This window comes from Zoogloea sp. (assembly GCF_041908905.1).
Taxonomy (GTDB): Bacteria; Pseudomonadota; Gammaproteobacteria; order Burkholderiales; family Rhodocyclaceae; genus Zoogloea.
Map to the genome: position 1 here is coordinate 1052 of NZ_JAYREK010000043.1, position 23671 is coordinate 24722.

The following is a 23671-nucleotide window of genomic DNA, read 5'->3' on the forward strand; positions in this document are numbered from 1 at the left end:
CCCCCCCCCCCCCCCCCCGCCCCCCGCGCCCCGCACCCGCCCCGCCCCCCCCCGCGCCATCACCGCGCCGGGCGTCTCGTGGCGCGCGTAGCTGACCAGCGCCGCATGCCACTGCAGCCCGCCGCCGGGCCCATCCAGCAGGTCGAGGGCCGCGACGGCACTGGCGAGCCGCTCGAAGAGGGCCTGGCCGTCGGCGACGCCCAGGCCGGGCAGCAGGATGCCGAACTCGGCGCCGCCCAGCCGGGCCAGCGTCGCCTCCTCCACACCGGCGAGGCAGCCTTCCAGGGCCTGCGCGATCGCCGCCAGCCACCCGTCGATGCAGGCCCGGCCGCGGGCCTGATTGAGCGCCGCCAGACCGGCCACCCGCAGGACGCCGACGCAGCCCCCCGCCGGCGCATCGGCTTCGGACAACACCCGCCGCAACTCGCCGCCAAAATAGGCCCGGTTGAGCAGCCCGGTGCCCGCGTCGCGGCTGCCCTCGTCCCGCAGCGCCTCGATGTGCGCGGCCTGCTCGGCAAACAGGCTGCGCACGCGGTCCGACATGTGGTTGAGCGCCCGCGCCATGCTGCGCAGCTCCACCACCGGCGGCTCGTCGAGCACGCGGAACTGCCCCGCGCCGATGGCCTCCGCCTGTTCGGCCATGTCGTCCAGGGGCCGGCGCACGCGCCGCAACAGCGCCGACACCGCCAGCGCCCAGAAGATGCCGATCGCCAGCATCAGGCTGCCGAGCTGGAGCATGCCGTGCCACAGGGACCGGTAGGCGTAGCCCTGGGCGGCCTCCACGGTCACCCGTCCGGCCTGGCGCCAGCCGTCACTCACCATGGCGTGGCCGGTGCGCACGTTCATCGGCAGCAGGCGCAGCAGCCAGTCGGGCACCCCCTCGGCCTCGTCGGGCTGGGTCCGCTCCACCAGCACGCGACCGGCGGCATCGGTAAAACGGATCAGGCGGTAGTGCCCACCATCGAACAGCGCCGACACCAGCAACTCGGTGGTCGCCACATCCTTGCGCTGCTGGGACATGGAGAGCGCCAGCGACACCGCCCCGTCCCCCGACTGGGCCTGCAGCTGCTGCTCGAAATAGCTGCGCGCGGTGAGCAGGCTGACCGCAAAGGCACCGACCAACACCACCGCCATCGCAAGCACCACACTGATCCATAAACGCTTCACCAGCGACATCGTGATTCCCTCAAGGCGTATAACCGTCCATCCGCATCCGCAGCAACAACTCGCGCCAGCGCGATACCCGATCCACGGGGCTGGACACCTGATCTGCCCCGCCCAAGAAAACACCCTGCATGTTGAAACTGAACACCGGCGTCAGGTCCTGCCGGGCGCTCGCCGGCCGGATGCTGGTCACGAGATTGTCCAGCACCAGCGGCATCACGCCCGGCTGCGGGTAGTAGCTGAGGATCATGTGGGCCTGGGTCACGGTGCTGCCGGGCCCGCCGACGTGCGCCCGCACGTAGGTCATGCGCAGCCGGCTGTCGTCGACGCCGAGCTCGCGCAGGCTGAAATACTTCGCGAAGACGAAATCTTCGCAGTCACCGCTGCCCCGCGCCAGTGTTTCCAGCGGAGTGGCCCAGTAGTCCGGCTGCCCCCACAGTGCCGAATCGTCCGCAAAACGGATCCGCCGGTTGAAAAACTCATTGACGCGCTGCAGCTGCTCCGCCTCGGGCAGGTCGCGCCAGCCCGCCATGGCCCTGCGCCACGCGTCCACCGCCTCGGCCGCCGAGGCCCCGTAGCGCTGCAGCGCCGCCTGGCGCATCCGCTCGAGCTCGAATCCGCCCCAGGCCACCCCGGCCAGCATCAGGCCGAGCACAAGCGACGCGAGCCAGCGCCTGCCGCAACGCGCCAGCGGGACGAAGCAACGCAGCTCACGAAAGGAAAGCATCAGGATTCGGGCCAATGGGTCGTGGCGGATGGACGGCAGCCCTAGCGACATTCCGGACAAGCGTACAGGAAAATCCGCACGGTCTATCCGGGCAGACTTGGCTTTACGGCCGGGCCCTGCAAAAATTGAGTTGGTAGCCAAACAACAATTATTTGCAAAACTTTGAATCATGCAGAAATTTAGGTCGTTCTTTCAAAAGAACGTCCAAATCTGTCGCAACCTTGTTCATGTTGAGCAATTAGAATCAGGACCAGATCCCCTAACCGACGCCGAGCCCCGGATCCGCGACGATCATCCCGGCCAGGCCAACGCCCCGAACAGAAATGACAAAACTCAAGCTATCCCCGCTCGCCGTCAGTGCAGCGATGTGTTTGCTTGCACTTCCGCCCGCCCAGGCCGCCACGCCCGGCAGTCTCCCCGACGCGGTCGAGAAGGCGATCCTGCGCAATCCGGAAGTCCTGGCCCGGCTCCACAACTACCAGGCATCCGACGCCGAGCGCGACGTCGCCCGCGGCGGCCTGTTCCCGCGGGTGGACCTCCAGGGCTACACGGGCCGCGAACGCCGCGACACCCCGATCACCCCGGTGAGCACCTACAACCGCCCCGGCTACCAGCTGCAGCTGCGCCAGCTGATCTTCGACGGTTTCGCCACCCAGAACGACATCAAGCGCCTGGGCTATGCCCGCGCCGTGCGCTATTTCGAGCTCCTCGGCACCACCGACGAGATCGCCTACGAAGCCGCCCGCGCCTATCTGGACGTCCTGCGCTACCGCGAGCTCGCCAATCTGGCCCAGGAAAACTGGGCCATCCACAAGGAAACCGTCGACCAGATCGAACGCCGGGTCAAGGCCGGCGTCGGCCGCCGGGTTGACCTCGAACAGGCCTTCGGCCGCCTCGCCCTCGCCCAGTCCAACTGGCTCACCGAAAGCTCCAACCTCCACGACGTGAGCCAGCGTTACCAGCGCATCGTCGGCGAAGCCCCCCTCGACGCCCTGCAGGCGGCGCCCCGCTTCACCGACAAGCTGCCGACCGACAAGGACGTGCTGCGCCAGGCCGTCACGACCAACCCGGGCTTCCGCGCCGCGGTGTCCAACATCCGCGCCTCCCGGGCCAACGTCGAGGTGCAGCGCGCCAATTACGCCCCCACGGTGGAGTTCCGCGCCAACACCGGGATGGACAAGAACCTCCTCGGCGTCACGGGCGAAACCTACTCCAGCGCGGCGCAGGTGCTGCTCAACTGGAACCTCTTCAAGGGCGGCGCCGATGAGGCGCGCATCCGCCAGAGCCACGAGCAGCTCTACAACGCCACCGACCTGCGCGACAAGGCCTGCCGCGACATCCGCCAGCAGACGGCCATCGCCTGGAACGACGTCAAGAAGCTCAAGGAGCAGCTCACCTACCTTGAGCAGCACCAGCTGTCCACCGAAAAGGCCCGCGACGCCTATCGCCAGCAGTTCGACATCGGCCAGCGCAGCCTGCTCGACGTGCTCAACACCGAGAACGAACTCTTCGAGGCCAAGCGCGCCAACGCCCGGGCCCGCTACGACCTGACCCTGGCCGAGCTGCGCGTCCTCACCCAGACCCACGGCATCCTGCCCAGCATGCAGCTTGCGCCGGTCGCCAAGCAGGGCCCCGAGGAAGCCAGCCTGAGCGAACCCGCCGAAGACGAAGCCGTGCAGTGCAGCACCGACCTCCCGTTCGTGGCGCCCCTCGACACCGCGGGCGCGATGCGTGGCCGCCCGCAGCCGTCCGAGCTGCCGCCGTCGGCCCCCATGCCCCTGGCCAGCCAGCCCGCCGGCACGCCGCCGGCCGCCGCCACGCCAGCCGTCGAGCCCCTCGTCAAGGCCTGGGCTGCGGCCTGGGCGGCCAAGGACGTGAAGAGCTACTTCAACTTCTACTCCCCGCGCTTCAAACCCGAGCAGGGCAGCCTGGCCGAATGGACCAAGCGGCGCACGCAGCGCATCAGCCGGCCCGGCAACATCACCGTGGAAGTGGACAAGCTCGAGGTCCGGAACCTGTCCGCGAACACTGCCGAAGCCCATTTCGTCCAGCGTTACCGCTCCCCGCGCATCAACGAGGCGATGAACAAAACGCTCCAGTACGAGCTCGAAAACGGCCAGTGGAAGATCATCCGCGAAAGCAATCGCTGACCGGCAGGCCCGCAAAAGCGGGCCAATAAAAAAGGGAGCCTGCGTGGCTCCCTTTTTTCATGGATGCACCCGATCAGAGATGGGGGCCCATGATCCGGCGATAGAACTCGTGAAAATGCTGCATCCCGTCCTCGTAGGGGGACTGGTACGGCCCCACCTCGTTGCGCCCTTCCTTCATCAGGGCCAGACGGCCGCGGTCCATGCGCTCGCCGATGTCGTCGTCCTCGATGGCGGTCTCCATGTAGGCGGCCTGCTCGGCCTCGACGAATTCCCGCTCGAACTCCAGGATCTCCTCGGGGTAATAGAACTCGACGACATTGGTGGTCTTGTTCACATCCGTCGGAATCAGCGTGCTCACCACCAGCACATGGGGGTACCACTCCACCATGATGTTGGGGAAGTAGGTCAGCCAGATCGCGCCATGCTTGGGCATCTCGCCGCCATTGTAGTTGAGCACCGCCTCGTGCCAGCGCTTGTAGGCCGCCGAACCGGGCTTCTGCAGGGACGTGATGCCGACACGCTGCACCGAGTACCACTCGCCGAACTGCCAGGTGAGGTCGTCACAGGTGACGAACTTGCCCAGGCCCGGATGGAAGGGCTCGACGTGGTAGTCCTCGAGGTAGACCTCGATGAAGGTCTTCCAGTTGTAATTGCACTCGTGGATCTCGACCTTGTCGAGCTTGTAGCCCGTGAAGTCGAGCTCGCCCGCCACCTGCATCCCGGCCAGGTCGGCATTGGCCGAGCGGGGGCCCTTGAAGAGCAGGCCCTGCCAGCGCTCGAGCTTTTCCCGCTGCAGATTGAGGCAGGGGTTGTCGGCGAAATGGGGCGCACCGATCAGCAGGCCGTCGGGGTTGTAGGTCCAGCGGTGGACGGGGCACACGATGTTGCGATCGGCCACGCCCGCACCCTGCATCATCACCGCCTGGCGGTGGCGGCAGATGTTGGACATGCGGTAAAAACCATCGTCCCGGTTGATGAGCAGCCTGGAGTGATCCAGCCATTCAAGGGAACGGAACTGGTTGGTTTCCGGCACCATGAGCTCGTGGCCCACGTAGCCGGGCCCGGCATCGAAGAGAAGACGCTTCTCCAGCTCGAAGATTTTTTCGTCGAAATACCACGAGACCGGCAGTTGGGAAACCGCCGGAGAAAGATGTGCCTGAGAAGCGATGTCAGACATCCCGAACCCCCTTGTCGAAAGCGAAAGCCCGAAACGTAAAACGCAGCATTATATAGGATTAGCCGTTTGACCTAAAGCCCGGCGATAGGCTATTTTTACGCTTTGCCTCACGCCCGCCGCGGCCTCGCATGGTCAAGACATCCACCGCCAAATCAACCAGCTTCGAGTCCGCCGTCGCCGAGCTGGAAACCATTGTCCAGGACATGGAAAACGGCCAGCTGCCCCTGGACCAAGCCCTCAGCGCCTACCAGCGCGGCACCAGCCTGCTGCGCCACTGCCAGACCCTGCTCACCAAGGCCGAGCAGACCATCCGCGTTCTCGAAGCCGAAGCCTCCCCGGAAGCCCCCCAGTCATGACCGCCTTCAGCCAGTGGATGGCCGACATCCAGCAACGCACCGAATCCGCCCTCGACCGGGCCCTGCCCGCGGCCGACATCGCCCCCACCCGCCTGCACGAGGCCATGCGCTACGCCGTGCTGGGCGGCGGCAAGCGGGTGCGCCCGCTCCTCGTGCATGCCGGCGGCCAGCTGAGCGGCGCCGCCCCCGAGCGCCTCGACCGCGTCTCCTGCGCCCTCGAGATGATCCACGCCTACTCCCTGGTCCATGACGACATGCCCTGCATGGACGACGACGTCCTGCGCCGCGGCAAGCCCACCGTGCATGTCCAGTTCGACGAAGCCACCGCCCTGCTGGTCGGCGACGCCCTGCAGACCCAGGCCTTCCTGCATGTGGCCGAGGCGCCCATCGCCGACGCGCCGGAGCGCCAGGTCGCCATGATCCGCCAGCTGGCCCTTGCCACCGGGTCGCGGGGCATGGCCGGCGGCCAGGCCATCGACCTCGCCGCCGTCGGCCAGCAGCTCAGCCTCGCCGAGCTTGAGTTCATGCACATCCACAAAACGGGCGCGCTGATCCGGGCCTCCATCAACCTTGGCGTACAATGCGGCCGAGCCCTGACGGACGCGCAGATGGCCTCCCTCGACCACGTCGGCAAGGTCATCGGCCTGCTCTTCCAGGTGGTCGACGACATCCTCGACACCGAAGCCGACACCGCCACCCTCGGCAAGACCGCCGGCAAGGACGCCGCCAACGACAAGCCCACCTACGTGAGCCTGCTCGGCGTCACCCGCGCCCGCGAGCTGGCCGAAGAAATGTGCCAGGAGGCCCTCGACCGCCTCGCTCCCTTCGGCGATGCGGGGCAACGCCTGGCAGAGCTCACGCGCTTCATCGTACGCCGCCAGTTCTGAGCGTTCCCGCTTCAGCCCGGCACGCAACCCATTCATAACGACCCGGAACCGGAATGCCCCTCTCAAAGCAGCCCGCCAGATCCCGCGCCCACCTGCTGGAAAGCATCGGCTCGCCGGCAGACCTGCGCAAACTAGACCCCAGCGAACTCCCGGCCCTCGCTGACGAACTCCGCGACTTCCTGATCGATTCCGTTTCGCGCACGGGGGGCCACCTCTCGTCCAACCTGGGCACGGTCGAACTCACGATCGCCCTGCACTACGTCTTCAACACCCCCGACGACCGCATCGTCTGGGACGTGGGCCACCAGACCTACGCCCACAAGGTGCTCACCGGCCGCCGCGAGGCGATGTCCGGCCTGCGCCAGTACGGCGGCATCTCCGGCTTCCCGAAGCGCTCCGAGAGCAGCTACGACACCTTCGGCACCGCCCACTCGTCCACCTCCATCTCCGCCGCCCTGGGCATGGCCGAGGCCGCCCGCCTGCGCGGCGAGGACCGCCGGGCGATCGCGGTGATCGGCGACGGCGCGATGACCGCCGGCATGGCCTTCGAGGCCCTCAACAACGCCGGCGACATCCGCGACACCAACCTGCTGGTGATCCTCAACGACAACGAGATGTCCATCTCGCCGCCGGTGGGGGCCCTCAACAAGCACCTCTCGCGGCTGCTCTCCAGCCGCCTCTACAACGGCGCCCGCCAGATGGGCAAGCGCGTCCTCGAGAACCTGCCGCCGCCGGTCATCGAGCTCGCCCGCCGCACCGAGGAGCACGTCAAGGGCATGGTGATGCCCGGCACGATGTTCGAGGAGTTCGGCTTCAACTACATCGGCCCCATCGACGGCCACGACCTCCAGTCCCTGATCCCCACCCTGCAGAACCTGCGCACCCTCAAGGGCCCCCAGTTCCTGCACGTGATCACCCGCAAGGGCCAGGGCTACAAGCTCGCCGAAGCCGACCCGATCCTCTACCACGGCGTCTCCAAGTTCGACCACGCTGCCGGCATCGCCCCGGGCAAGGACGCCAAGGGCGGCGGCAAGCTCACCTACACCCAGGTCTTCGGCGACTGGCTGTGCGAAATGGCTGCCCTCGACAAACGCCTGGTGGCGATCACCCCGGCCATGCGCGAAGGCTCCGGCATGGTCCGCTTCGCCCAGGAACACCCCGACCGCTACTACGACGTGGGGATCGCCGAACAGCACGCCCTCACCTTCGCCGCGGGCCTCGCCTGCGAGGGCCTGAAGCCCGTGGTGGCGATCTACTCGACCTTCCTGCAGCGCGCCTACGACCAGCTGATCCACGACATCGCGCTGCAGAACCTGCCGGTGATGATGGCCATCGACCGGGCCGGCCTGGTCGGCGCCGACGGTGCCACCCACCACGGCGCCTTCGACCTGTCCTTCCTGGCCTGCATTCCCAACCTCACGATCCTCTGCCCCGCCGACGAGGACGAATGCCGGCAGATGCTGTACACCGCCTATCGCCACAACGGGCCCACCGCCGTCCGCTATCCGCGTGGCGGCGGCCTCGGCATCCAGCCCGGGCGCGTGATGACCGAGCTACCGATCGGCAAGGGTGAAATCCGCCGCGCCGGCAAGGGCTGCGCCCTGCTCTCCTTCGGCAGCATGCTCGGCACCGCGCTGCAGGTCGGCGAGCAGCTCGACGCGACGGTGGCCAACATGCGCTTCGTCAAGCCGATCGACCGCGACCTCATCCTCCGGCTTGCCGCCGAACACGAGCTGCTGGTCACCCTCGAAGAAAACGCCACCATCGGCGGCGGCGGTTCCGAGGTGGCCCGCGTGCTCAATGAAGCCGGCAGCCGGGTCCGTGTTCTTCAGCTCGGCCTCCCCGATCGCTTCGTCGATCATGGCGACCAGGCCCAGCTGCTCGTGGAGTCAGGCCTGGATGCCGCCTCTGTCCTAGACAAAATTAAGCGAGCCTATCAGGTAAATAGTTGAGCACTTTTGTCGGGAATGATACGATTTAAATAACAAGGGGCGTGAGACCCCGATTCCCGTTGCCCAACAAGCCCATTTGAGAACACCCATGACCACCTGCACCGCCACCACCGCCATTCCGGACGTCCAGAATTCCGAGGACTCCCGCCAGATCGCCATCAACAAGGTCGGCATCAAGTCCATCCGCCATCCGGTCAAGGTCCAGGACAAACAGGAAGGCGTGCAGCACACCATCGCGCTGTTCAACATGTATGTCGGGCTGCCCCACAACTTCAAGGGCACCCACATGTCGCGCTTCGTCGAGATTCTCAACAGCCATAACCGCGAGATCTCCGTCGAGTCCTTCGAGCCGATGCTGCGCGAGATGGTCAGGAAACTCGAGGCCGAGACCGGCCACATCGAGATGACCTTCCCCTACTTCATCAACAAGACCGCGCCGGTCTCCGGCGTCCAGAGCCTGCTCGACTACGAAGTCACCTTCATCGGCACGATCAGTGCCGGCGGCAAGTACGAGTTCACCATGAAGGTGGTCGTGCCGGTCACCAGCCTGTGCCCCTGCTCCAAGAAGATCTCGGACTACGGCGCCCACAACCAGCGTTCCCACGTCACCGTCACCACCGTCACCAACAGCCACCTGTGGATCGAGGAGCTCGTCCAGATGGTCGAGCAGCAGGCCTCCTGCGAGCTCTACGGGCTGCTCAAGCGCCCCGACGAGAAGTACGTCACCGAGCGCGCCTACGACAACCCCAAGTTCGTCGAAGACATGGTCCGCGACGTGGCCGGCGTCATGAACCGCGAACCGCGCGTCGACGCCTATGTGGTCGAGTCCGAAAACTTCGAGTCCATCCACAACCACTCCGCCTACGCGCTGATCGAGCACGACAAGCGTGCCCATTAAGCCACGCCGCACACACCCGCCAGCCCCGGGCTGGCGCAGCGGCAAGGCGAAAAAAAACGGAACCCCGAGGGGTTCCGTTTTTTGTGCCGGAGCAGACAGGCTTATTGGGCCTTGGCAGCGGCAGCCTTCGCAGCGAAGGACTTGTAATCCAGCTTTTCCTTGATCCGCGCGGACTTGCCGGAGCGGCTGCGCAGGTAGTAGAGCTTGGCGCGACGAACGTCACCGCGACGCTTCACTTCGATGCTGGCGACCAGCGGGGAGTAGGTCTGGAAAGTACGCTCCACACCTTCACCGGAAGAGATCTTGCGAACGATGAAGCCGGAGTTCAGGCCGCGGTTGCGCTTGGCAATCACGACGCCCTCGTAGGCCTGCAGACGCTCACGGTTGCCTTCCTTGACCTTCACCTGAACAACCACGGTGTCGCCGGGGGCGAACTCGGGAATGGTCTTGCCCTGGGTCAGGCGGGCGATCTCTTCTTGTTCCAGCTGCTGAATGAGGTTCATGCGTAGCTCCTGATAAGAATATGGCCTTGGGCCGTTCGTGCAGAGCAGGTCGCCACCTGATGCACGCCATTATTATGAAACCGGTAAAACCGCCACTAGGGCACCGGCTTCGTGTCTGCCTGCCGGAAAGCCTCCAGCAGGCGTAACTCTTCCTTGCTCAACTTTCGCCCGGCGAGCAGGTCGGGGCGGCGCAACTCGGTACGCCCCAGGGACTGCTGCAAACGCCAGCGCCGGATTTCGGCGTGGTTGCCCGACAGCAGGACATCGGGCACCGCCATCTCCTCGTACACCACGGGCCGGGTGTAGTGGGGGCAATCCAGCAAACCATCGACGAAGGAATCCTCGATTGCGGAATCCCCGTCGTTCAACGCGCCCGGCAGCTGCCGGATCATCGCGTCGAGCAGAACCATCGCCGGCAACTCGCCTCCGGAGAGCACGAAATCACCCAGCGAAACCTCCTCGTCGACACAACGCTCGATCAGGCGCTGATCGACACCTTCATAACGCCCGCACAAAAACACCAGCGCGGGCTCGGCGACAAGGGCCAGCACCCGCTCGTGATCCAGCGGACGCCCCTGCGGAGACAGGTAGATCACACGACCGGCGGACCCCACGGAAGCGGCTTGCCGGGCCTTTGCCGCCACGATGGATTTCTCCAGCGGGCCGGGCAACATGACCATCCCGGGGCCACCGCCATAGGGCCGGTCATCGACGGTGCGATGCCGATCTTCGGTGAAATCCCGCGGGTTCCAGCAATTCAGCTCGTAGAGACCACGCTCCAGCGCCCTGCCCGTGATGCCGAAGCCCGTAAGGGAGGCGAACATCTCGGGAAACAGGGTGACGACATCGTAGGCCTTGCGACCTTCCGGGACACTCACCAGTCGGCTTCCCATTCGACGCGAATGGTGCCAGCCTCGATGTCGACGGCGGTCACGTAGGCGGCGACGAAGGGAATGAGGCGTTCCACCTCACCTTCCTGAACCTGCAGCACGTCGTGGGCACCGGTGGACATCAGGCCGGTGACCTTGCCGAGCACCAGCCCGCTGGCGTTACGAACCTCGAGGCCAACCAGGTCGGCCCAGTAATATTCGTCCGCATCGGGCTTCGGCAGCGCGTCACGCGGCGCGGCGATGTAGTAACCATCGACCGCCTCGGCGCCGTTTCTGTCGGGAACCTCGGCAAAGGAAGCGATCACGCCGCCCTTGCCATGCTCCTTGCACCCCGTGAGCGTGTAGGGCACCCAGACGTCGCCGTCCGGATCGGTGCCCAGCCACCACTGTCGCATCTTCTTCCACGACAAGGGGTCGTCCCCGAAGGGATGAACCCTGAGCCAACCCTGCACGCCAAAGGGTGCAACGATGCGCCCAAGGACGATCATCGGCGGATTGCCCGGCGGGACAGCGCGCTCGGGGCGCTCAGACGACTCAGGCAACGGCCTTGGCAGCCTGCTTGGCCAGACGGGCCACGGTGTCGGACAGCTGGGCGCCGGTGCCCTGCCAGTAGGCCAGGCGCTCGACGTTGATCACGAGGCCCTTTTCGTTACCGGAGGCAACCGGGTTGTAGTAACCAACGCGCTCGATGAAACGGCCGTCGCGACGATTGCGGGAATCGGCAGCAACGATGTTGTAGAACGGGCGCTTCTTGGAGCCGCTGCGGGCGAGACGAATAACAACCATGACTGTTCCTGATCCGATGGAATTGGAAAAACGCGTGATCTTAAATTAGTATGCGGAAAACAGCAAGAAATCCTGCGCATCCCGGATGCTGCAGCCACAACCGTCGGTCGCATTTCATGCCATACCCATTTCGCACACCTGTTTGCGGGGAACTTAATTACAATGGGCGACCCGCCAGGAGACCCCGTAGGCAATGAGCGCCGCCGACACCTCACAATCCGACCGCACAGCCCCAGTCCTCGACTGGCTGGCCACCGAACTGTCTGCCGACGCAGACCTCGAGCTCGCCGCGCTCGTCCGTCACCTCGAGGAGCTCGGGCGCCCCGAGATCAGCCGCAACCAGTTCCACCGCTGCCTCGATCTGCTGCATGTCCGCTCCCTGGCGATCAGTGCGCTGTTCCGCGACCGTTTTGCCTCCGCCACCCTCCCCCTCACCGTCAATCTGCACCGCGCCGCAAGCCGGCTGGTATCGGCCCTCGGCAAGATCGCCGCAGGTTACGAGGAGGTCCTCGCCGAAGTCCGGCACCGACTGGCCCGCACCGTCCGGCGCAACCCCGAGGCCATCGGCGCCAAGGCCCTCGAGATACTCGGCGAGCAGCTCACCATCGCCCACCTGGCGGGCAACAGCGCGCCATTCGAGTTCTGGCTGCGCGCCCACTCGTTCTTCCGCGCCAGCCGGCTGGACGGCTCGGCCGACCCGGCTGCGGGGCAGGCCGCCGAAGGCGCCATCCGCGCCTACAAATACATCCTCGCCTTCGCTGCCGCCCAGCCCGAAGGCCTGACCGGCGCGGAAATCAACTGGCTCTCCGAATACCTCGCCAGCAACGCGAAGAGCATCATCATCCGCTCCGCCCCGCCGGGCGACGAAAACTTTGGCTGGCTGTGGATCGACCCCGACCAGGATGCGCCGCCGGTGGCCATCAGCCGCCGCGACCCGCCCGGCGTCGACGGCCTGGTTTATTTCACCGCCGAAGAGCTCGCGCGGCGCACCACTGCCCTCATCGAGCAGCTCGAGGGCGAAGGCGAAGCGCCGGCTGGCCTGCCCGACAGCCTGGGCCGCGCCGAGACGGCGACCCTGCTGCGCCGCGTGCGCGAATACTGGACGTCTCCGCCCCACCGCGAACACCCACGGCGACGCAACCAGTATGCCGTGAGCGTCTGCTGTGGCCTCGAACAGATCTGGCGGATGCTGCGCGAACCGGCCTCGATCACCCAGAGCCGCTACGCGAGCGAGTGGATGGTGGTGAATGAGAGCCCCACCGGCTACGCCATCATGCAGGTCACCGGCACCGCCAGCGCCCTCACCCCAGGCATCGCCATCGCCCTCCGGCGCAGCAAGGACGAGCCCTGGACGCTCTGCGTGGTGCGCTGGATCCGCAGCGAAACACCCGAGCAGATCGAGCTCGGTCTGCAGGTCATCGCCAACACCGCCAAGCCGGTCACCGTGGGCTTCCGTGGCGGCGACAAACCCCGCCCGATGCGCCCGGCGCTGGTGATCCCCCCCATCGCCGCCCTGGGCCGCCAGCAGGCCATCCTGGCCCCCGCGGGCACCTACTCGGCCCGACGCTTCATGCTGGTGTCCGACATCCATCGGCTATACATCGCCCAGGGGCGGCTGCTGAGCCTGGACATGCAGACCCCGGCCGTGGAACTCTTCCAGTACGAAATCGACCCCTACCCCCTTTGATCGCCAGCACGCTTCAACGACGCCAGGGGAAGATCCGCCGTCCGCTCCAGCCCGGCGAGCAGCATCCGGTAGCACCGATGCACCTCGCCCCCGTCCTCATCGGATGAATCCTCGATGGTCGGGGGCAGCGCCAGGCCGAACAGGCGCACCACCTCCGCCAGCCTGACGCTGTCGGCCGAGCGCGCCAGCAGCCAGGCGCCACTCTCGCTGCAGGCCACGAAGCGGGCCGCGGCCAGCCGCGCCAGCACTTCTCCCGCCTCTTGATGCCCCGCCCGGGACGCCCGCGCAAGCACCCCGAAGTCGCATCCGCGGCCGTGCCGCTGCGCCTCGACCAGCTCCGCGAGCATGAGCAACGCCGCATACAGGCGCCGCCCCGGAAAGTCGGGCAGACGCCCCCGCAGGAAGCCCCGCTCAGGCAGCACCGCCGCCACCACCGCGCCGAGCAGCACCACGATCCACGACAGGTAGAGCCACACCAGCAGGATGGGCACCGCGGCAAAGGCCCCATAGACCAGCGTGTAGCTCGGAAAATGCACCAGATACAGCCCGAGCAGGCGCTGCATCAGCATCAGCCCCACCGCCGTCAGAAACCCCGCCAGCAGCGCATGCCCCACATTCACGCGGCAGTGGGGCACCGCGTAATACAGCAGGCCGAAGAGGCCCGTCATGAAGGCCGTCGAGATCAGCTTGAGGCCCACCGCCTGCAGCCATACGGGCTCGTTGACCACGCTCAGCGAGATGCTCAACATCGCGCTCGCCAGCACCACACCGCCCGCCAGAAGCAGCGGGCCGAACGACAGGGCCACCCAGTAGGCCGCCAGCCGCGTCGCCCACGGGCGCCGGCTTCGTATCATCCAGATCTCGTTGATCACCTGGTCGATGGTCCGCATCAGCAGCACGGTCGTGAGGATCAAGGCCAGCGCCCCGGCAATCGTCAGGTTGGTCGCCTTCTGGCTGAACTGCACCGCGTACGTGGCGATCACCTTGCCCGCCTTTTCGGGCAGCAGGTTGTCGAGCAGGAAGCCCCGCAGCGCCGCGTCGAGGCGCTGCGACTGGGGCAGACGGCTGAACACCACCGCCACCAGCGTCACGAAGGGCACCAGCGACAGCAGGGTCGTGAATGCGAGGCTCGCCGCCACCTGGGCGCAGCGCCCGTCGCGAAAGCGGCGCCCCACCGCGTGCAGCAAATGCCGGGCCGCCTCCGGAAACAGCGCCCCGGGATTCAGGAAGGTGAGCCGCGACCTCATTTACGTATAATGCCTTTCCGTTTCACGGGCTCCACCATGCAGGAAGTTCTCGTTCTCTACTACAGCCACCGCGGCTCCGTGCGTGCCCTGGCCGAACTCATCGCCCGCGGCATCGACGCCGTTCCGGGGGTCTCCGCCCGGCTGCGCACCGTACCGCGGGTATCCACCGTCTGCGAAAGCACCGAGCCGGACATTCCGGACCAGGGCGCCCCCTACGCCGAGACGCGCGATCTGGAAGAATGCATCGGGCTCGCCCTGGGCAGCCCGACCCGTTTCGGCAACATGGCGGCGCCGATGAAGTATTTTCTCGACGGCACCGCCGGCCCCTGGCTCTCCGGCGCGCTCGCCGGCAAGCCCGCCTGCGTGTTCACCTCGTCGGCCAGCCAGCACGGCGGTCAGGAGAGCACGCTGCTGTCGATGATGACGCCCCTGCTCCACCACGGCATGCTCATCGTCGGCCTGCCGTTTTCCGAACCGGACCTGACCCGCACCCAAAGCGGCGGCTCGCCCTACGGCGCGACCCACGTGGCCGGCAACGACGACAACACCCGGATCACCGACGAGGAAAAACGCCTCGCCATCGCCCTCGGCAAACGCCTCGCCGAAACCGCCCTCAAGCTCGCCGCCCGATGAAACCCAAGACATTGTCCCTGATTGCCAGCGCCAGCCTGCTGGCCCTGATCGCCCTCTGCCTCGCCTGGGAGGCCGTCATTGCCCCGCTGCGACCGGGCGGCTCGTGGATGACCCTCAAGGTCATTCCGCTGATGTTCGCCCTCTTCGGCATCCTGCGCGGCACGCGCTACACCTACCAGTGGAGCTGCATGATGATCCTGCTCTACCTGACCGAAGGCGTGATCCGCACCAACGACGCGGCCCCCGGCAACGCGCTGGCGCTGGCGGAGGCCATCCTGAGCGTGATCTTCTTCGTGGCGACGGTGCTCTACGCCCGCAACACCGCGCCCTCGCGGCTGGCCCAGGCTTCGCGGGACGAAGCCTGAACAAGCGCCCCCGGCACCGCCGGGGGCCACGCCGGGTCAGACCTGCGGGTTGAGCTTCTCGGTACCCGCCTCGAGCTTGTTGAGGGCGTTGAGGTAAGCCTTGGCCGAAGCGACGATGATGTCGGTGTCCGCCCCCTGGCCATTGACGACCTTGCCATCCCGCGCCAGACGCACCGTGACCTCACCCTGGGCGTCGGTGCCGGTGGTGATCGCATTCACCGAGTACAGCAGCAGCTCGGAGCGGCTGTCGGCGATACTCTCGATGGCCTTGAAGGCCGCATCCACCGGGCCGGAGCCGGACGACTCGACCTGCCGCTCGCGGCCGTCCACCGCCAGCGTGACCCGCGCGCAGGGCTGCTCGCCGGTTTCGGAGTGGAAGGACGACGACACGAGGCGGTAATGCTCCTTCGGCTCGGTGCTGTCGTCGTTCATCAGGGCCTGCAGATCCTCGTCGAAGATCTCGTGCTTCTTGTCGGCGAGGGCCTTGAAGCGGGCAAAGGCGCTGTTGAGCTGCTCCTCGGATTCGATGACCACGCCGAGCTCGAGCAGGCGCGACCGGAACGCGTTGCGGCCCGAGTGCTTGCCCATCACCAGCTTGTTGGCGGTCCAGCCCACGTCCTCGGCGCGCATGATCTCGTAGGTTTCGCGGTGCTTCAGCACGCCGTCCTGGTGGATGCCCGACTCGTGGGCGAAGGCGTTGGCGCCAACGATGGCCTTGTTGGGCTGCACGGCGAAGCCGGTGATGCTCGACACCAGCTTGGAGGCCGGCACGATGTGGGTGGTGTCGATGCGGGTGTCGCACTGATAGACATCGCGACGCGTGCGCACGGCCATCACGATCTCCTCGAGGGAGGCGTTGCCGGCCCGCTCGCCGAGGCCGTTGATCGTGCACTCCACCTGGCGGGCGCCGGCGCGCACCGCCGCCAGCGAATTGGCCACGGCCAGGCCGAGGTCGTTGTGGCAATGCACCGACCACACCACCTTGTCGGAATTGGGCACGCGCTCGATCAGGGTGCGGATGGTAGCCGCGAACTGCTCGGGCACGTTGTAGCCGACGGTGTCGGGGACGTTGATGGTGGTCGCGCCGGCCTTGATCACCTCTTCAAAGATCCGGCACAGGAAGTCGATCTCGGAACGGCCGGCGTCCTCGGCCGAGAACTCCACGTCATCGGTGTATTGGCGGGCCCAGCCGATGGCGCGGACAGCCTGCTCGACGACCTCGTCCGGGCTCATGCGCAGCTTCTTCTCCATGTGGATCGGGCTGGTCGCGATGAAGGTGTGGATGCGGCTGGAGGCCGCCGGGCGCACCGCCTCGCCGGCGCGGCGGATGTCGGCCTCGTTGGCGCGGGCCAGCGAGCAGACGGTGGAATCCTTGATCGCCTCGGCGACGGCCTTGACGGCCTCGAAGTCGCCGTTGGACGCGGCGGCAAAACCGGCCTCGATCACATTGACCCGCATCCGCTCCAGTTGACGGGCGATACGCAGCTTCTCATCACGGGTCATCGAGGCGCCGGGGCTCTGCTCGCCGTCGCGCAAGGTGGTGTCGAAGATGATCAACTGGTCGTTCATGATGAGCTCCTGGAGGAATCTGATTATTGGATGAGGCGACGCCCCGGACGTTCAATGGGCCGGGGCGGAATGTGGGCATCGTCCGGTGGGCATCGAGGCGGACGTACGCCAGGCAAGGATCAGGCGTCGCCCCCCGAAGGGTGCCTGCGCCGCCGGAGCCACCGGCCCACGCCCAGCACGTAGCCGGAGGCCGCATAACACAGGAATACGCCGAACAGCACGCCCTGCGGATAACTGGACACCAGCAGGAAACCGAGCACGATGGCGATGATGACGATGAAGGGGACGCTGCGGCGCAGGTTGATCTCCTTGCCGCTGTAGAACAGCACGTTGCTGACCATCGTGACGCCGGCGAAGATGGTCAGGGCGCAGGCGTACCAGCGCACGTCGGGCCCGGCGATGCCGTTGTCGATCATGACCCACACCAGGCCGGCGACCAGCGACGCGGCGGCGGGGCTGGGCAGGCCCTGGAAGTAGCGCTTGTCCACCACGTCGATGTTGGTGTTGAAGCGGGCCAGGCGCAGCGCGGCGCCCGCGCAATAGATGAAGGCGGCCATCCAGCCGAGCTTGCCCATGCCCTTCAGCGCCCACTCGTACACGATGAGCGCCGGCGCCACGCCGAACGACACCATGTCGGAGAGGGAGTCGTATTCGGCTCCGAAGGCGCTCTGGGTGCGGGTGAGGCGCGCGACGCGGCCGTCGAGCCCGTCGAGCACCATCGCGATGAAGATCGCCACCGCCGCCTGCTCGAAGAGGCCGTTCATGGCCTGCACGATGGCATAGAAGCCGGCGAACAGGGCGGCCGTGGTGAACAGGTTGGGGAGGATGTAGATGCCCTTGCGCCGACGTTCCGGGCTCAACAAGGGGGTGCGGGATTGCAGATCGGCCATGAAGGGGACGATGGGTGAAGTCGAACCGGATTGTAACGCAGTGATGATTACGGCGCCTGAAAACGACACGGGGGACTTTCGTCCCCCGCGCGCTACATCAAGCCAGGCTCGATCAGTTCTTGGACTGGTCGACCAGCTTATTGGCCTTGATCCACGGCATCATGTCGCGGAGCTGGGCGCCGACCACTTCGATCGGGTGCGCAGCGTTCAGGCGACGACGGGCGGTCATGGACGGGTAGTTGGTCTTGCCTTCCTGGATGAACATCTTGGCGTATTCGCCGGTCTGGATGCGCTTCAGGGCGTTGCGCATGGCGACACGGGACTGCTCGTTGATGACTTCGGTGCCGGTCACGTACTCGCCATACTCCGCGTTGTTGGAGATGGAGTAGTTCATGTTGGCGATGCCGCCTTCGTACATCAGGTCGACGATCAGCTTGAGCTCGTGCAGGCACTCGAAGTAGGCCATTTCCGGAGCGTAGCCCGCTTCGGTCAGGGTCTCGAAGCCCATCTTGACCAGCTCGACGGCGCCGCCGCACAGCACGGCCTGCTCGCCGAAGAGGTCGGTCTCGGTCTCTTCACGGAAGTTGGTCTCGATCACGCCACCCTTGGTGCCGCCGTTTGCCGCAGCGTAGGACAGCGCGATGTCGCGGGCCTTGCCGGACTTGTCCTGGTACACGGCGATCAGGGTCGGCACGCCGCCACCCTTCAGGTACTCGGAGCGCACCGTGTGGCCGGGGCCCTTCGGGGCAACCATGATCACGTCCAGGTCGGCACGCGGGACGATCTGGTTGTAGTGCACGTTGAAGCCGTGGGCGAAGGCCAGGGTGGCGCCCTGCTTGATGTTCGGGGCGATGTCGTTCTTGTAGACGTCCGGCTGGGACTCGTCCGGCAGCAGGATCATGACCAGGTCGGCGGCCTTGACGGCGTCGGCGACTTCCTGGACGTTGTGGCCGGCAGCGACAGCCTTGTTCCAGGAGGCGCCATCCTTGCGCAGACCGACGGTCACGTTGACGCCGGACTCCTTGAGGTTCTGGGCGTGGGCGTGGCCCTGGGAGCCGTAGCCAACAATGGTGACCTGCTTGCCCTTGATCAGGGAGAGGTCTGCATCCTTATCGTAAAAAACCTTCATTTCATGCCTTTCTGACACAAGAGGAGCAAATCACGGGAGCACGCAGGCAGGGACAGCCCACGCCACTCCCACATCAAACCTTCAGTACGCGGTCGCCGCGGGCGACGCCGCAGATACCCGAACGCACGGTTTCGAGAATCAGGCCGGCGTCGAGGGCGCCGACGAAGGAATCGAGCTTGGCCTGGGTGCCGGTGAGCTCGATCACGTAGGTTGTTTCGGTCACGTCGATGATGCGGCCGCGGAAGATGTCCGCCATGCGCTTGATCTCCTCGCGGTCCTTGCCGGCGGCACGGACCTTGATGAGCATCAGCTCGCGCTCGATGTGGGCGGATTCGGACAGATCCACCACCTTGATCACTTCCACCAGCTTGTTGAGCTGCTTGGTGATCTGTTCGACGATGTCGTCGGAGCCGGAGGTGACGATGGTCATGCGCGACAGGGAAGCGTCCTCGGTGGGCGCCACGGTCAGGCTCTCGATATTGTAGCCCCGCGCGGAAAACAGACCGGACACGCGCGACAGCGCGCCGGATTCATTTTCGATGACAAGGGAGATGACGTGTCTCATGTTCGTTCTGTTCTGCAAAACCGGCGGGCGACTTGCCCTGCGGGCACCCGGCCCGGCCGGTGGATCGGAGGGCCGCCGCAAGGCACCCTCCGGCCGGTCAAAGATCTTCGGCCGACAGGATCATGTCGGTCAGCCCCTTGCCACCCTGAACCATCGGATAGACGTTCTCGGTCTGATCCACCTGGAAGTCGAGGAAGACGAGGTCGTTCTTGCGGTTGAAGGCTTCGCGCAGCGCACCTTCCACGTCCCCCGGCTTGTCCACGCGGATGCCCACGTGGCCATAGGCCTCGGCCAGGCGGCAGAAGTCGGGCAGCGAATCCATGTAGGACTCGGAGTAGCGATTGCCGTGGAAGATCTCCTGCCACTGACGCACCATGCCCAGATAGCGGTTATTGAGCATCACCACCTTGATCGGCAGACGGAACTGGCGGCAGGTGGCGAGCTCCTGGATGTTCATCTGGATCGACGCCTCGCCGGTCACGCAGGCCACCTTTGATCCCGGATGGGCAAGCTGGACGCCCATTGCCGAAGGCAGGCCGAAGCCCATGGTGCCGAGGCCGCCGGAATTGACCCAGCGGCGCGGCTTGTCGAACTTGTAGTACTGGGCCGCCCACATCTGGTGCTGCCCCACGTCGGAGGTCACGAAGGCGTCGCCGCCGGTGACTTCCCACAGTTTCTGGATGACGAACTGGGGCTTGATGAGTTCTTCGCCCTGGTTGAACTTGAGGCAATCCCGGCTACGCCACTCCTCGATCTGCTTCCACCAGGTGGCCAGCGAGGCTTCGTCGGGGCGCTCGGAGGTGCTCTCGAGGAGCGCCAGCAGCTCGCCGAGGACTTCGTCAACAGCGCCGACGATGGGCACGTCCACCTTGACGCGCTTGGAGATCGACGACGGGTCGATGTCCACGTGGATGATCTTGCGGGGTTCCGAGGCGAAGTGCGCCGGGCTGCCGATCACGCGGTCGTCGAAGCGGGCGCCGACCGCGAGCAGCACGTCGCAGTAGTGCATCGCCATGTTGGCTTCGTAGGTGCCGTGCATGCCGAGCATGCCCACGTTCTGGCGATCGGTGCCGGGGAAGCCGCCGAGGCCCATCAGGGTGTTGGTGCACGGGAAGCCCAGCTTGCGCACCAGCGCGGTGAGCTTGTCGGCCGCATCGCCGAGCACCACGCCGCCGCCGATATACACCATCGGGCGCCGGGCCTCGAGGAGGAGCTGCACGGCCTTCTTGATCTGGCCGTGGTGGCCCTTGACCACCGGGTTGTAGGAGCGCATCGACACCGTCTGCGGGTATTCGAATTCGCACTTCTGGGCGGTGATGTCCTTGGGGATGTCCACCAGCACCGGGCCCGGACGGCCGGTTCGGGCGATGTAGAACGCCTTCTTCATGGTGGAGGCGATGTCGCGGACGTCGCGCACCAGGAAGTTGTGCTTCACGCAGGGGCGGGTGATGCCCACGGTGTCGACTTCCTGGAAGGCATCCTGGCCGATGACGCCGGACGGCACCTGGCCGGAGATCACCACCATCGGGATCGAGTCGCAGTAGGCGGTGGCGATGCCGGTCACGGCGTTGGTCGCGCCGGGGCCCGAGGTGACGAGCGCCACGCCGACCTTGTCGGTGGACCGGGCATAGCCGTCGGCGGCGTGCACGGCGGCCTGCTCATGGCGCACCAGGACGTGCCGGACCTTGTCCTGCTTGAACAGCTCGTCGTAGATGTACAGGACTGAGCCACCGGGATAGCCGAAAAGATAATCAACCTTTTCTTCCTGAAGACACCTGATTACAATTTCCGCACCGGTCAATACCATCGCTGCACCCGAAGCTGTCTCGGCTATGTAAAACGCGGAACCTTACCGCCGAGCCGGCGATTGGTCAAGGCGCCTTGCATGGGGCGGTCGCGCGGACACCCTGCGCGAGCAAGCGCGCCGCGTTGATTTAAAATCCAGATTTAGCGCACCGGCGTGCGCCAGATACCTGAGGACTCTCCCCTGCCTTCCCGCCTCGAACTATCGGATTTCCTCGCCAGCGTCGAAAAACGAGCCTTCAAACAGGCCTTGTTCGCGGTCCGCAACGAAGAATCGGCCCTGGACATCGTGCAGGACGCGATGATGAAGCTCGCCGAAAAGTACGGCGACAAGCCGCTCGAGGAGCTGCCGATGCTGTTCCAGCGCATCCTCCAGAACGTCATCCGCGACTTCTACCGCCGCCAGAAGGTGCGCAGCATGTGGACCACCCTGCTGTCGGCCTTCTCCGGCCCCGAAGAAGAGGAACACGACCCGCTGGAAGTCATCGAATCCGCGGACAGCGACCACAAGAGCGAATCCCCCCACGCCCAGCTCGAACAGCAGCAGACCCTGAACGCCATCGAGACCGAAATCGAAAAACTGCCTCCCCGTCAACGCGAAGCCTTCCTCATGCGTTACTGGGAAGAAATGGATATCGCCGAAACGGCTGCGGCCATGGGGTGCTCGGAGGGCAGCGTGAAGACGCACTGCTCCCGGGCCACGCATACGCTTGCCGCCGCACTTGCAGCAAAGGGCATAACGCTATGAATGAGCACGAGTTTCAATTTCGCGTGCGGCAGCACTTGAACACCTCCGCGCGCCAGGTTTCCCCTTCGGTGGCGAACCGGCTCCACGAAGCCCGCCAGAAGGCCCTCGCCCGCCAGAAGGTCACCGTCCGCGGCTTCAGCCTCGCGGGGGTCGGCCAGGCCTTCACCGAGAGGGCGCTCCCCCGGGGGCGGACCGCCATCGCAATGCTGCTGATCCTGCTGGTTGCAGTGGGCAGCGGCCTGCTGGGCGAGATGCAGCGCATGGCCGAACTCGAGGAAGTCGACAGCGCGCTGCTCTCCGATGACCTCCCGATTGACGCTTATCTCGACCAGGGCTTCGACGCATGGGTTCAAAACGACTTGCCCGAATGATCGGGGGGGTCGCCCTCGCCTGCTCGACCGCAGTACTGGCCACACCGCCGATCACCGCCCCCGCGTGGCGGGATCTCACGCCGGCCCAGCAACGCAGCCTCGCGCCGCTCGCCCAGGAGTGGCAGGATCTTCCCGACGAGCGCAAGCGCAAGTGGGCCGGCATCGCCGACCGCTTCCCTGCCTACACGCCCGAAGAGCAGGACCGCCTGCGCGGGCGCATGCAGACGTGGATGAGCCTGACCCCGGAAGAACGCAGCCGCGCCCGTGAGCAATACCGCAACCTGCAGCGCATTCCGCCCGAGCAGCGGGAAGCCCTGCGGCAGAAGTGGAACGCCTACAAGGAACTCCCCCTTGAGGAGAAGGAGCGCTTCACCGAGGCCGCCCGCAAGGCGACGCCGGTCAAGCCCGCCCCCCCCGCCGTCGGCGCCAAGCCCCTCAAGCCGCTGACGGCCCCGCGCCCGGCGGTGCCGCGCGTCGTCGTGCGCAAGCCGCAGCCCCCCGCAGCGCCGGCAGAAACCATGCCTCCGCCGGCCTCGCCGACGGCCCCCGTCACGGCCGGCCCGGCGGCGCCGCAGGCCAATTCCGGCGGTGCGGCGCCCGCCCCCGTTGTACCGACACCCTCCCCAGCCCCCGCGGGCCCGGCGCCTGCCGAACCCGGCCCGGCCTCCGCCCCTCCCGCCAGACCCTGACACATGCCCAAACAATCCACCCGCCCCGGGCCCGAAGGCCTCGGGCGGCCCGCCGTCGAACTCGCCGGTCTGCGGCGCCGCCTCGCCAGCATGCTTTATGAAACCCTGCTCCTGCTGGGGGTGCTGGCCCTCACCTTCATGGTCCCGCTGCTGATCCTGGGCGTCGGCATGAACTACACGCCACCGGGCGGAGTGCTGTGGGGGTATGTGTTTCTGGTGCTGGGGGGGTATTTCGTGTGGTACTGGCGCCGTGGCGGCCAGACTCTGGCGATGCAGACCTGGAAACTGCGGATCGTGACCTCGACCGGCGGGGTGGTCTCGGTGAAACAGGCCTGGCTGCGTTATGCCCTGGCCTGGCCGTCGGTATGGCTGGCCGGGATCGGCCTGTGGTGGGCCTTGCTCGACCCGGATCGGCAGTTCCTGCACGATCGTCTGGCCGGCACGCGGATCATCCTGCTGCCGCCCTCGCCCAAAAACTAAATACC

General features: G+C 66.2%; 25 protein-coding genes. 12 read left to right on the forward strand and 13 right to left on the reverse strand.

Annotated elements, in window-relative coordinates:
* On the reverse strand, positions 1–1167 hold a 1167-nt coding region (locus ACE3OU_RS16520), incomplete at its 3' end, for a LapD/MoxY N-terminal periplasmic domain-containing protein (protein WP_374242649.1).
* 19 nt (positions 1168–1186) lie between these two features.
* Positions 1187–1891 (reverse strand): transglutaminase-like cysteine peptidase, encoded by a 705-nt coding sequence (locus ACE3OU_RS16525; RefSeq protein ID WP_374242650.1) that lies wholly within the window; start codon positions 1889–1891, stop codon positions 1187–1189.
* 371 nt (positions 1892–2262) lie between these two features.
* Here ACE3OU_RS16525 and ACE3OU_RS16530 point away from each other — a divergent pair, with 371 nt between their 5' ends.
* Positions 2263–4041 carry a TolC family outer membrane protein gene (locus tag ACE3OU_RS16530; protein ID WP_374242651.1) on the forward strand — a complete coding sequence of 593 codons (1779 nt, stop codon included), beginning with the start codon at positions 2263–2265 and terminating at the stop codon, positions 4039–4041.
* 73 nt (positions 4042–4114) lie between these two features.
* Here ACE3OU_RS16530 and ACE3OU_RS16535 read toward each other — a convergent pair whose 3' ends face one another.
* Complete coding sequence (locus ACE3OU_RS16535) at positions 4115–5218, reverse strand: aromatic ring-hydroxylating dioxygenase subunit alpha (protein ID WP_374242652.1); 1104 nt, start codon at positions 5216–5218, stop codon at positions 4115–4117.
* Positions 5219–5346: 128 nt separating this feature from the next.
* Here ACE3OU_RS16535 and xseB point away from each other — a divergent pair, with 128 nt between their 5' ends.
* From xseB to folE2, 4 genes are all read left to right on the forward strand, one after another.
* Complete coding sequence (gene xseB, locus ACE3OU_RS16540; RefSeq protein WP_374242653.1) at positions 5347–5574, forward strand: exodeoxyribonuclease VII small subunit; 228 nt, start codon at positions 5347–5349, stop codon at positions 5572–5574.
* Positions 5571–6461, forward strand: coding sequence for a polyprenyl synthetase family protein (locus ACE3OU_RS16545; RefSeq protein WP_374242654.1), 891 nt, complete (start codon positions 5571–5573; stop codon positions 6459–6461). Before xseB ends, ACE3OU_RS16545 begins: the two co-directional genes overlap by 4 nt.
* Before the next feature lie 53 nt (positions 6462–6514).
* The gene (gene dxs / locus ACE3OU_RS16550; RefSeq protein ID WP_374242655.1) at positions 6515–8413 is read left to right on the forward strand and encodes a 1-deoxy-D-xylulose-5-phosphate synthase; all 1899 of its coding nucleotides are present in this window, start codon (positions 6515–6517) and stop codon (positions 8411–8413) included.
* 88 nt (positions 8414–8501) lie between these two features.
* A complete protein-coding gene (folE2, locus tag ACE3OU_RS16555; protein ID WP_374242656.1) occupies positions 8502–9311 on the forward strand; it encodes a GTP cyclohydrolase FolE2 in 810 nt (269 codons plus the stop codon).
* Between the two features lie 101 nt (positions 9312–9412).
* On the opposite strand, the gene rplS is transcribed toward folE2, so the two are convergent.
* From rplS to rpsP, 4 genes are all read right to left on the reverse strand, one after another.
* Positions 9413–9814: a 50S ribosomal protein L19 gene (gene rplS, locus ACE3OU_RS16560; protein WP_374242657.1), complete on the reverse strand. Its 402-nt coding sequence runs from the start codon at positions 9812–9814 to the stop codon at positions 9413–9415.
* Positions 9815–9909: 95 nt separating this feature from the next.
* Positions 9910–10707, reverse strand: a complete 798-nt coding sequence (trmD, locus tag ACE3OU_RS16565) for a tRNA (guanosine(37)-N1)-methyltransferase TrmD (RefSeq protein ID WP_374242658.1) — start codon at positions 10705–10707, stop codon at positions 9910–9912.
* Positions 10689–11192 (reverse strand): ribosome maturation factor RimM, encoded by a 504-nt coding sequence (gene rimM / locus ACE3OU_RS16570; RefSeq protein WP_374242659.1) that lies wholly within the window; start codon positions 11190–11192, stop codon positions 10689–10691. Before rimM ends, trmD begins: the two co-directional genes overlap by 19 nt.
* 46 nt (positions 11193–11238) lie before the next feature.
* Positions 11239–11490 carry a 30S ribosomal protein S16 gene (gene rpsP / locus ACE3OU_RS16575; RefSeq protein ID WP_374242660.1) on the reverse strand — a complete coding sequence of 84 codons (252 nt, stop codon included), beginning with the start codon at positions 11488–11490 and terminating at the stop codon, positions 11239–11241.
* A 193-nt stretch (positions 11491–11683) separates the two neighbouring features.
* Here rpsP and ACE3OU_RS16580 point away from each other — a divergent pair, with 193 nt between their 5' ends.
* A complete protein-coding gene (locus tag ACE3OU_RS16580; RefSeq protein ID WP_374242661.1) occupies positions 11684–13177 on the forward strand; it encodes a hypothetical protein in 1494 nt (497 codons plus the stop codon).
* Here ACE3OU_RS16580 and ACE3OU_RS16585 read toward each other — a convergent pair.
* Positions 13165–14424 (reverse strand): YihY family inner membrane protein, encoded by a 1260-nt coding sequence (locus ACE3OU_RS16585; protein WP_374242662.1) that lies wholly within the window; start codon positions 14422–14424, stop codon positions 13165–13167. The two genes, ACE3OU_RS16580 and ACE3OU_RS16585, sit on opposite strands and share 13 nt — an antisense overlap.
* A gap of 36 nt (positions 14425–14460) precedes the next feature.
* Between ACE3OU_RS16585 and wrbA the strand changes: the two genes are divergently transcribed.
* Together wrbA and ACE3OU_RS16595 are read left to right on the forward strand one after the other, a co-directional pair.
* Entirely contained in the window at positions 14461–15057 is a 597-nt protein-coding gene (wrbA, locus tag ACE3OU_RS16590) for an NAD(P)H:quinone oxidoreductase (RefSeq protein ID WP_374242663.1), read from the forward strand.
* Positions 15054–15422 carry a DUF2069 domain-containing protein gene (locus tag ACE3OU_RS16595; protein ID WP_374242664.1) on the forward strand — a complete coding sequence of 123 codons (369 nt, stop codon included), beginning with the start codon at positions 15054–15056 and terminating at the stop codon, positions 15420–15422. The genes wrbA and ACE3OU_RS16595 overlap by 4 nt, the downstream gene beginning before the upstream one ends.
* A 36-nt stretch (positions 15423–15458) precedes the next feature.
* Here the strand turns inward: ACE3OU_RS16595 and ACE3OU_RS16600 are convergent, their stop codons facing one another.
* The 5 genes from ACE3OU_RS16600 to ACE3OU_RS16620 form a co-directional block, all read right to left on the reverse strand.
* A complete protein-coding gene (locus tag ACE3OU_RS16600) occupies positions 15459–16991 on the reverse strand; it encodes a 2-isopropylmalate synthase (RefSeq protein ID WP_374242665.1) in 1533 nt (510 codons plus the stop codon).
* Positions 16992–17110: 119 nt separating this feature from the next.
* A complete protein-coding gene (pssA, locus tag ACE3OU_RS16605; RefSeq protein ID WP_374242666.1) occupies positions 17111–17881 on the reverse strand; it encodes a CDP-diacylglycerol--serine O-phosphatidyltransferase in 771 nt (256 codons plus the stop codon).
* A gap of 112 nt (positions 17882–17993) precedes the next feature.
* Positions 17994–19010, reverse strand: coding sequence for a ketol-acid reductoisomerase (gene ilvC / locus ACE3OU_RS16610; RefSeq protein WP_374242667.1), 1017 nt, complete (start codon positions 19008–19010; stop codon positions 17994–17996).
* 73 nt (positions 19011–19083) lie between these two features.
* Positions 19084–19575, reverse strand: a complete 492-nt coding sequence (gene ilvN / locus ACE3OU_RS16615; RefSeq protein WP_374242668.1) for an acetolactate synthase small subunit — start codon at positions 19573–19575, stop codon at positions 19084–19086.
* A gap of 97 nt (positions 19576–19672) precedes the next feature.
* Entirely contained in the window at positions 19673–21409 is a 1737-nt protein-coding gene (locus ACE3OU_RS16620; protein WP_374242679.1) for an acetolactate synthase 3 catalytic subunit, read from the reverse strand.
* Positions 21410–21535: 126 nt separating this feature from the next.
* On the opposite strand from ACE3OU_RS16620, the gene ACE3OU_RS16625 reads away from it, so the two are divergent.
* Genes ACE3OU_RS16625 through ACE3OU_RS16640 form a run of 4 tightly spaced genes read left to right on the forward strand, consistent with a single transcriptional unit; the run spans position 21536 to position 23666 of the window.
* The gene (locus ACE3OU_RS16625) at positions 21536–22126 is read left to right on the forward strand and encodes an RNA polymerase sigma factor (RefSeq protein WP_374242669.1); all 591 of its coding nucleotides are present in this window, start codon (positions 21536–21538) and stop codon (positions 22124–22126) included.
* Positions 22123–22497: a DUF3619 family protein gene (locus tag ACE3OU_RS16630; protein ID WP_374242670.1), complete on the forward strand. Its 375-nt coding sequence runs from the start codon at positions 22123–22125 to the stop codon at positions 22495–22497. The genes ACE3OU_RS16625 and ACE3OU_RS16630 overlap by 4 nt, the downstream gene beginning before the upstream one ends.
* Positions 22494–23186 carry a DUF3106 domain-containing protein gene (locus ACE3OU_RS16635; RefSeq protein ID WP_374242671.1) on the forward strand — a complete coding sequence of 231 codons (693 nt, stop codon included), beginning with the start codon at positions 22494–22496 and terminating at the stop codon, positions 23184–23186. The genes ACE3OU_RS16630 and ACE3OU_RS16635 overlap by 4 nt, the downstream gene beginning before the upstream one ends.
* Before the next feature lie 3 nt (positions 23187–23189).
* Complete coding sequence (locus tag ACE3OU_RS16640; RefSeq protein WP_374242672.1) at positions 23190–23666, forward strand: RDD family protein; 477 nt, start codon at positions 23190–23192, stop codon at positions 23664–23666.
* Positions 23667–23671 lie beyond the last annotated feature (5 nt).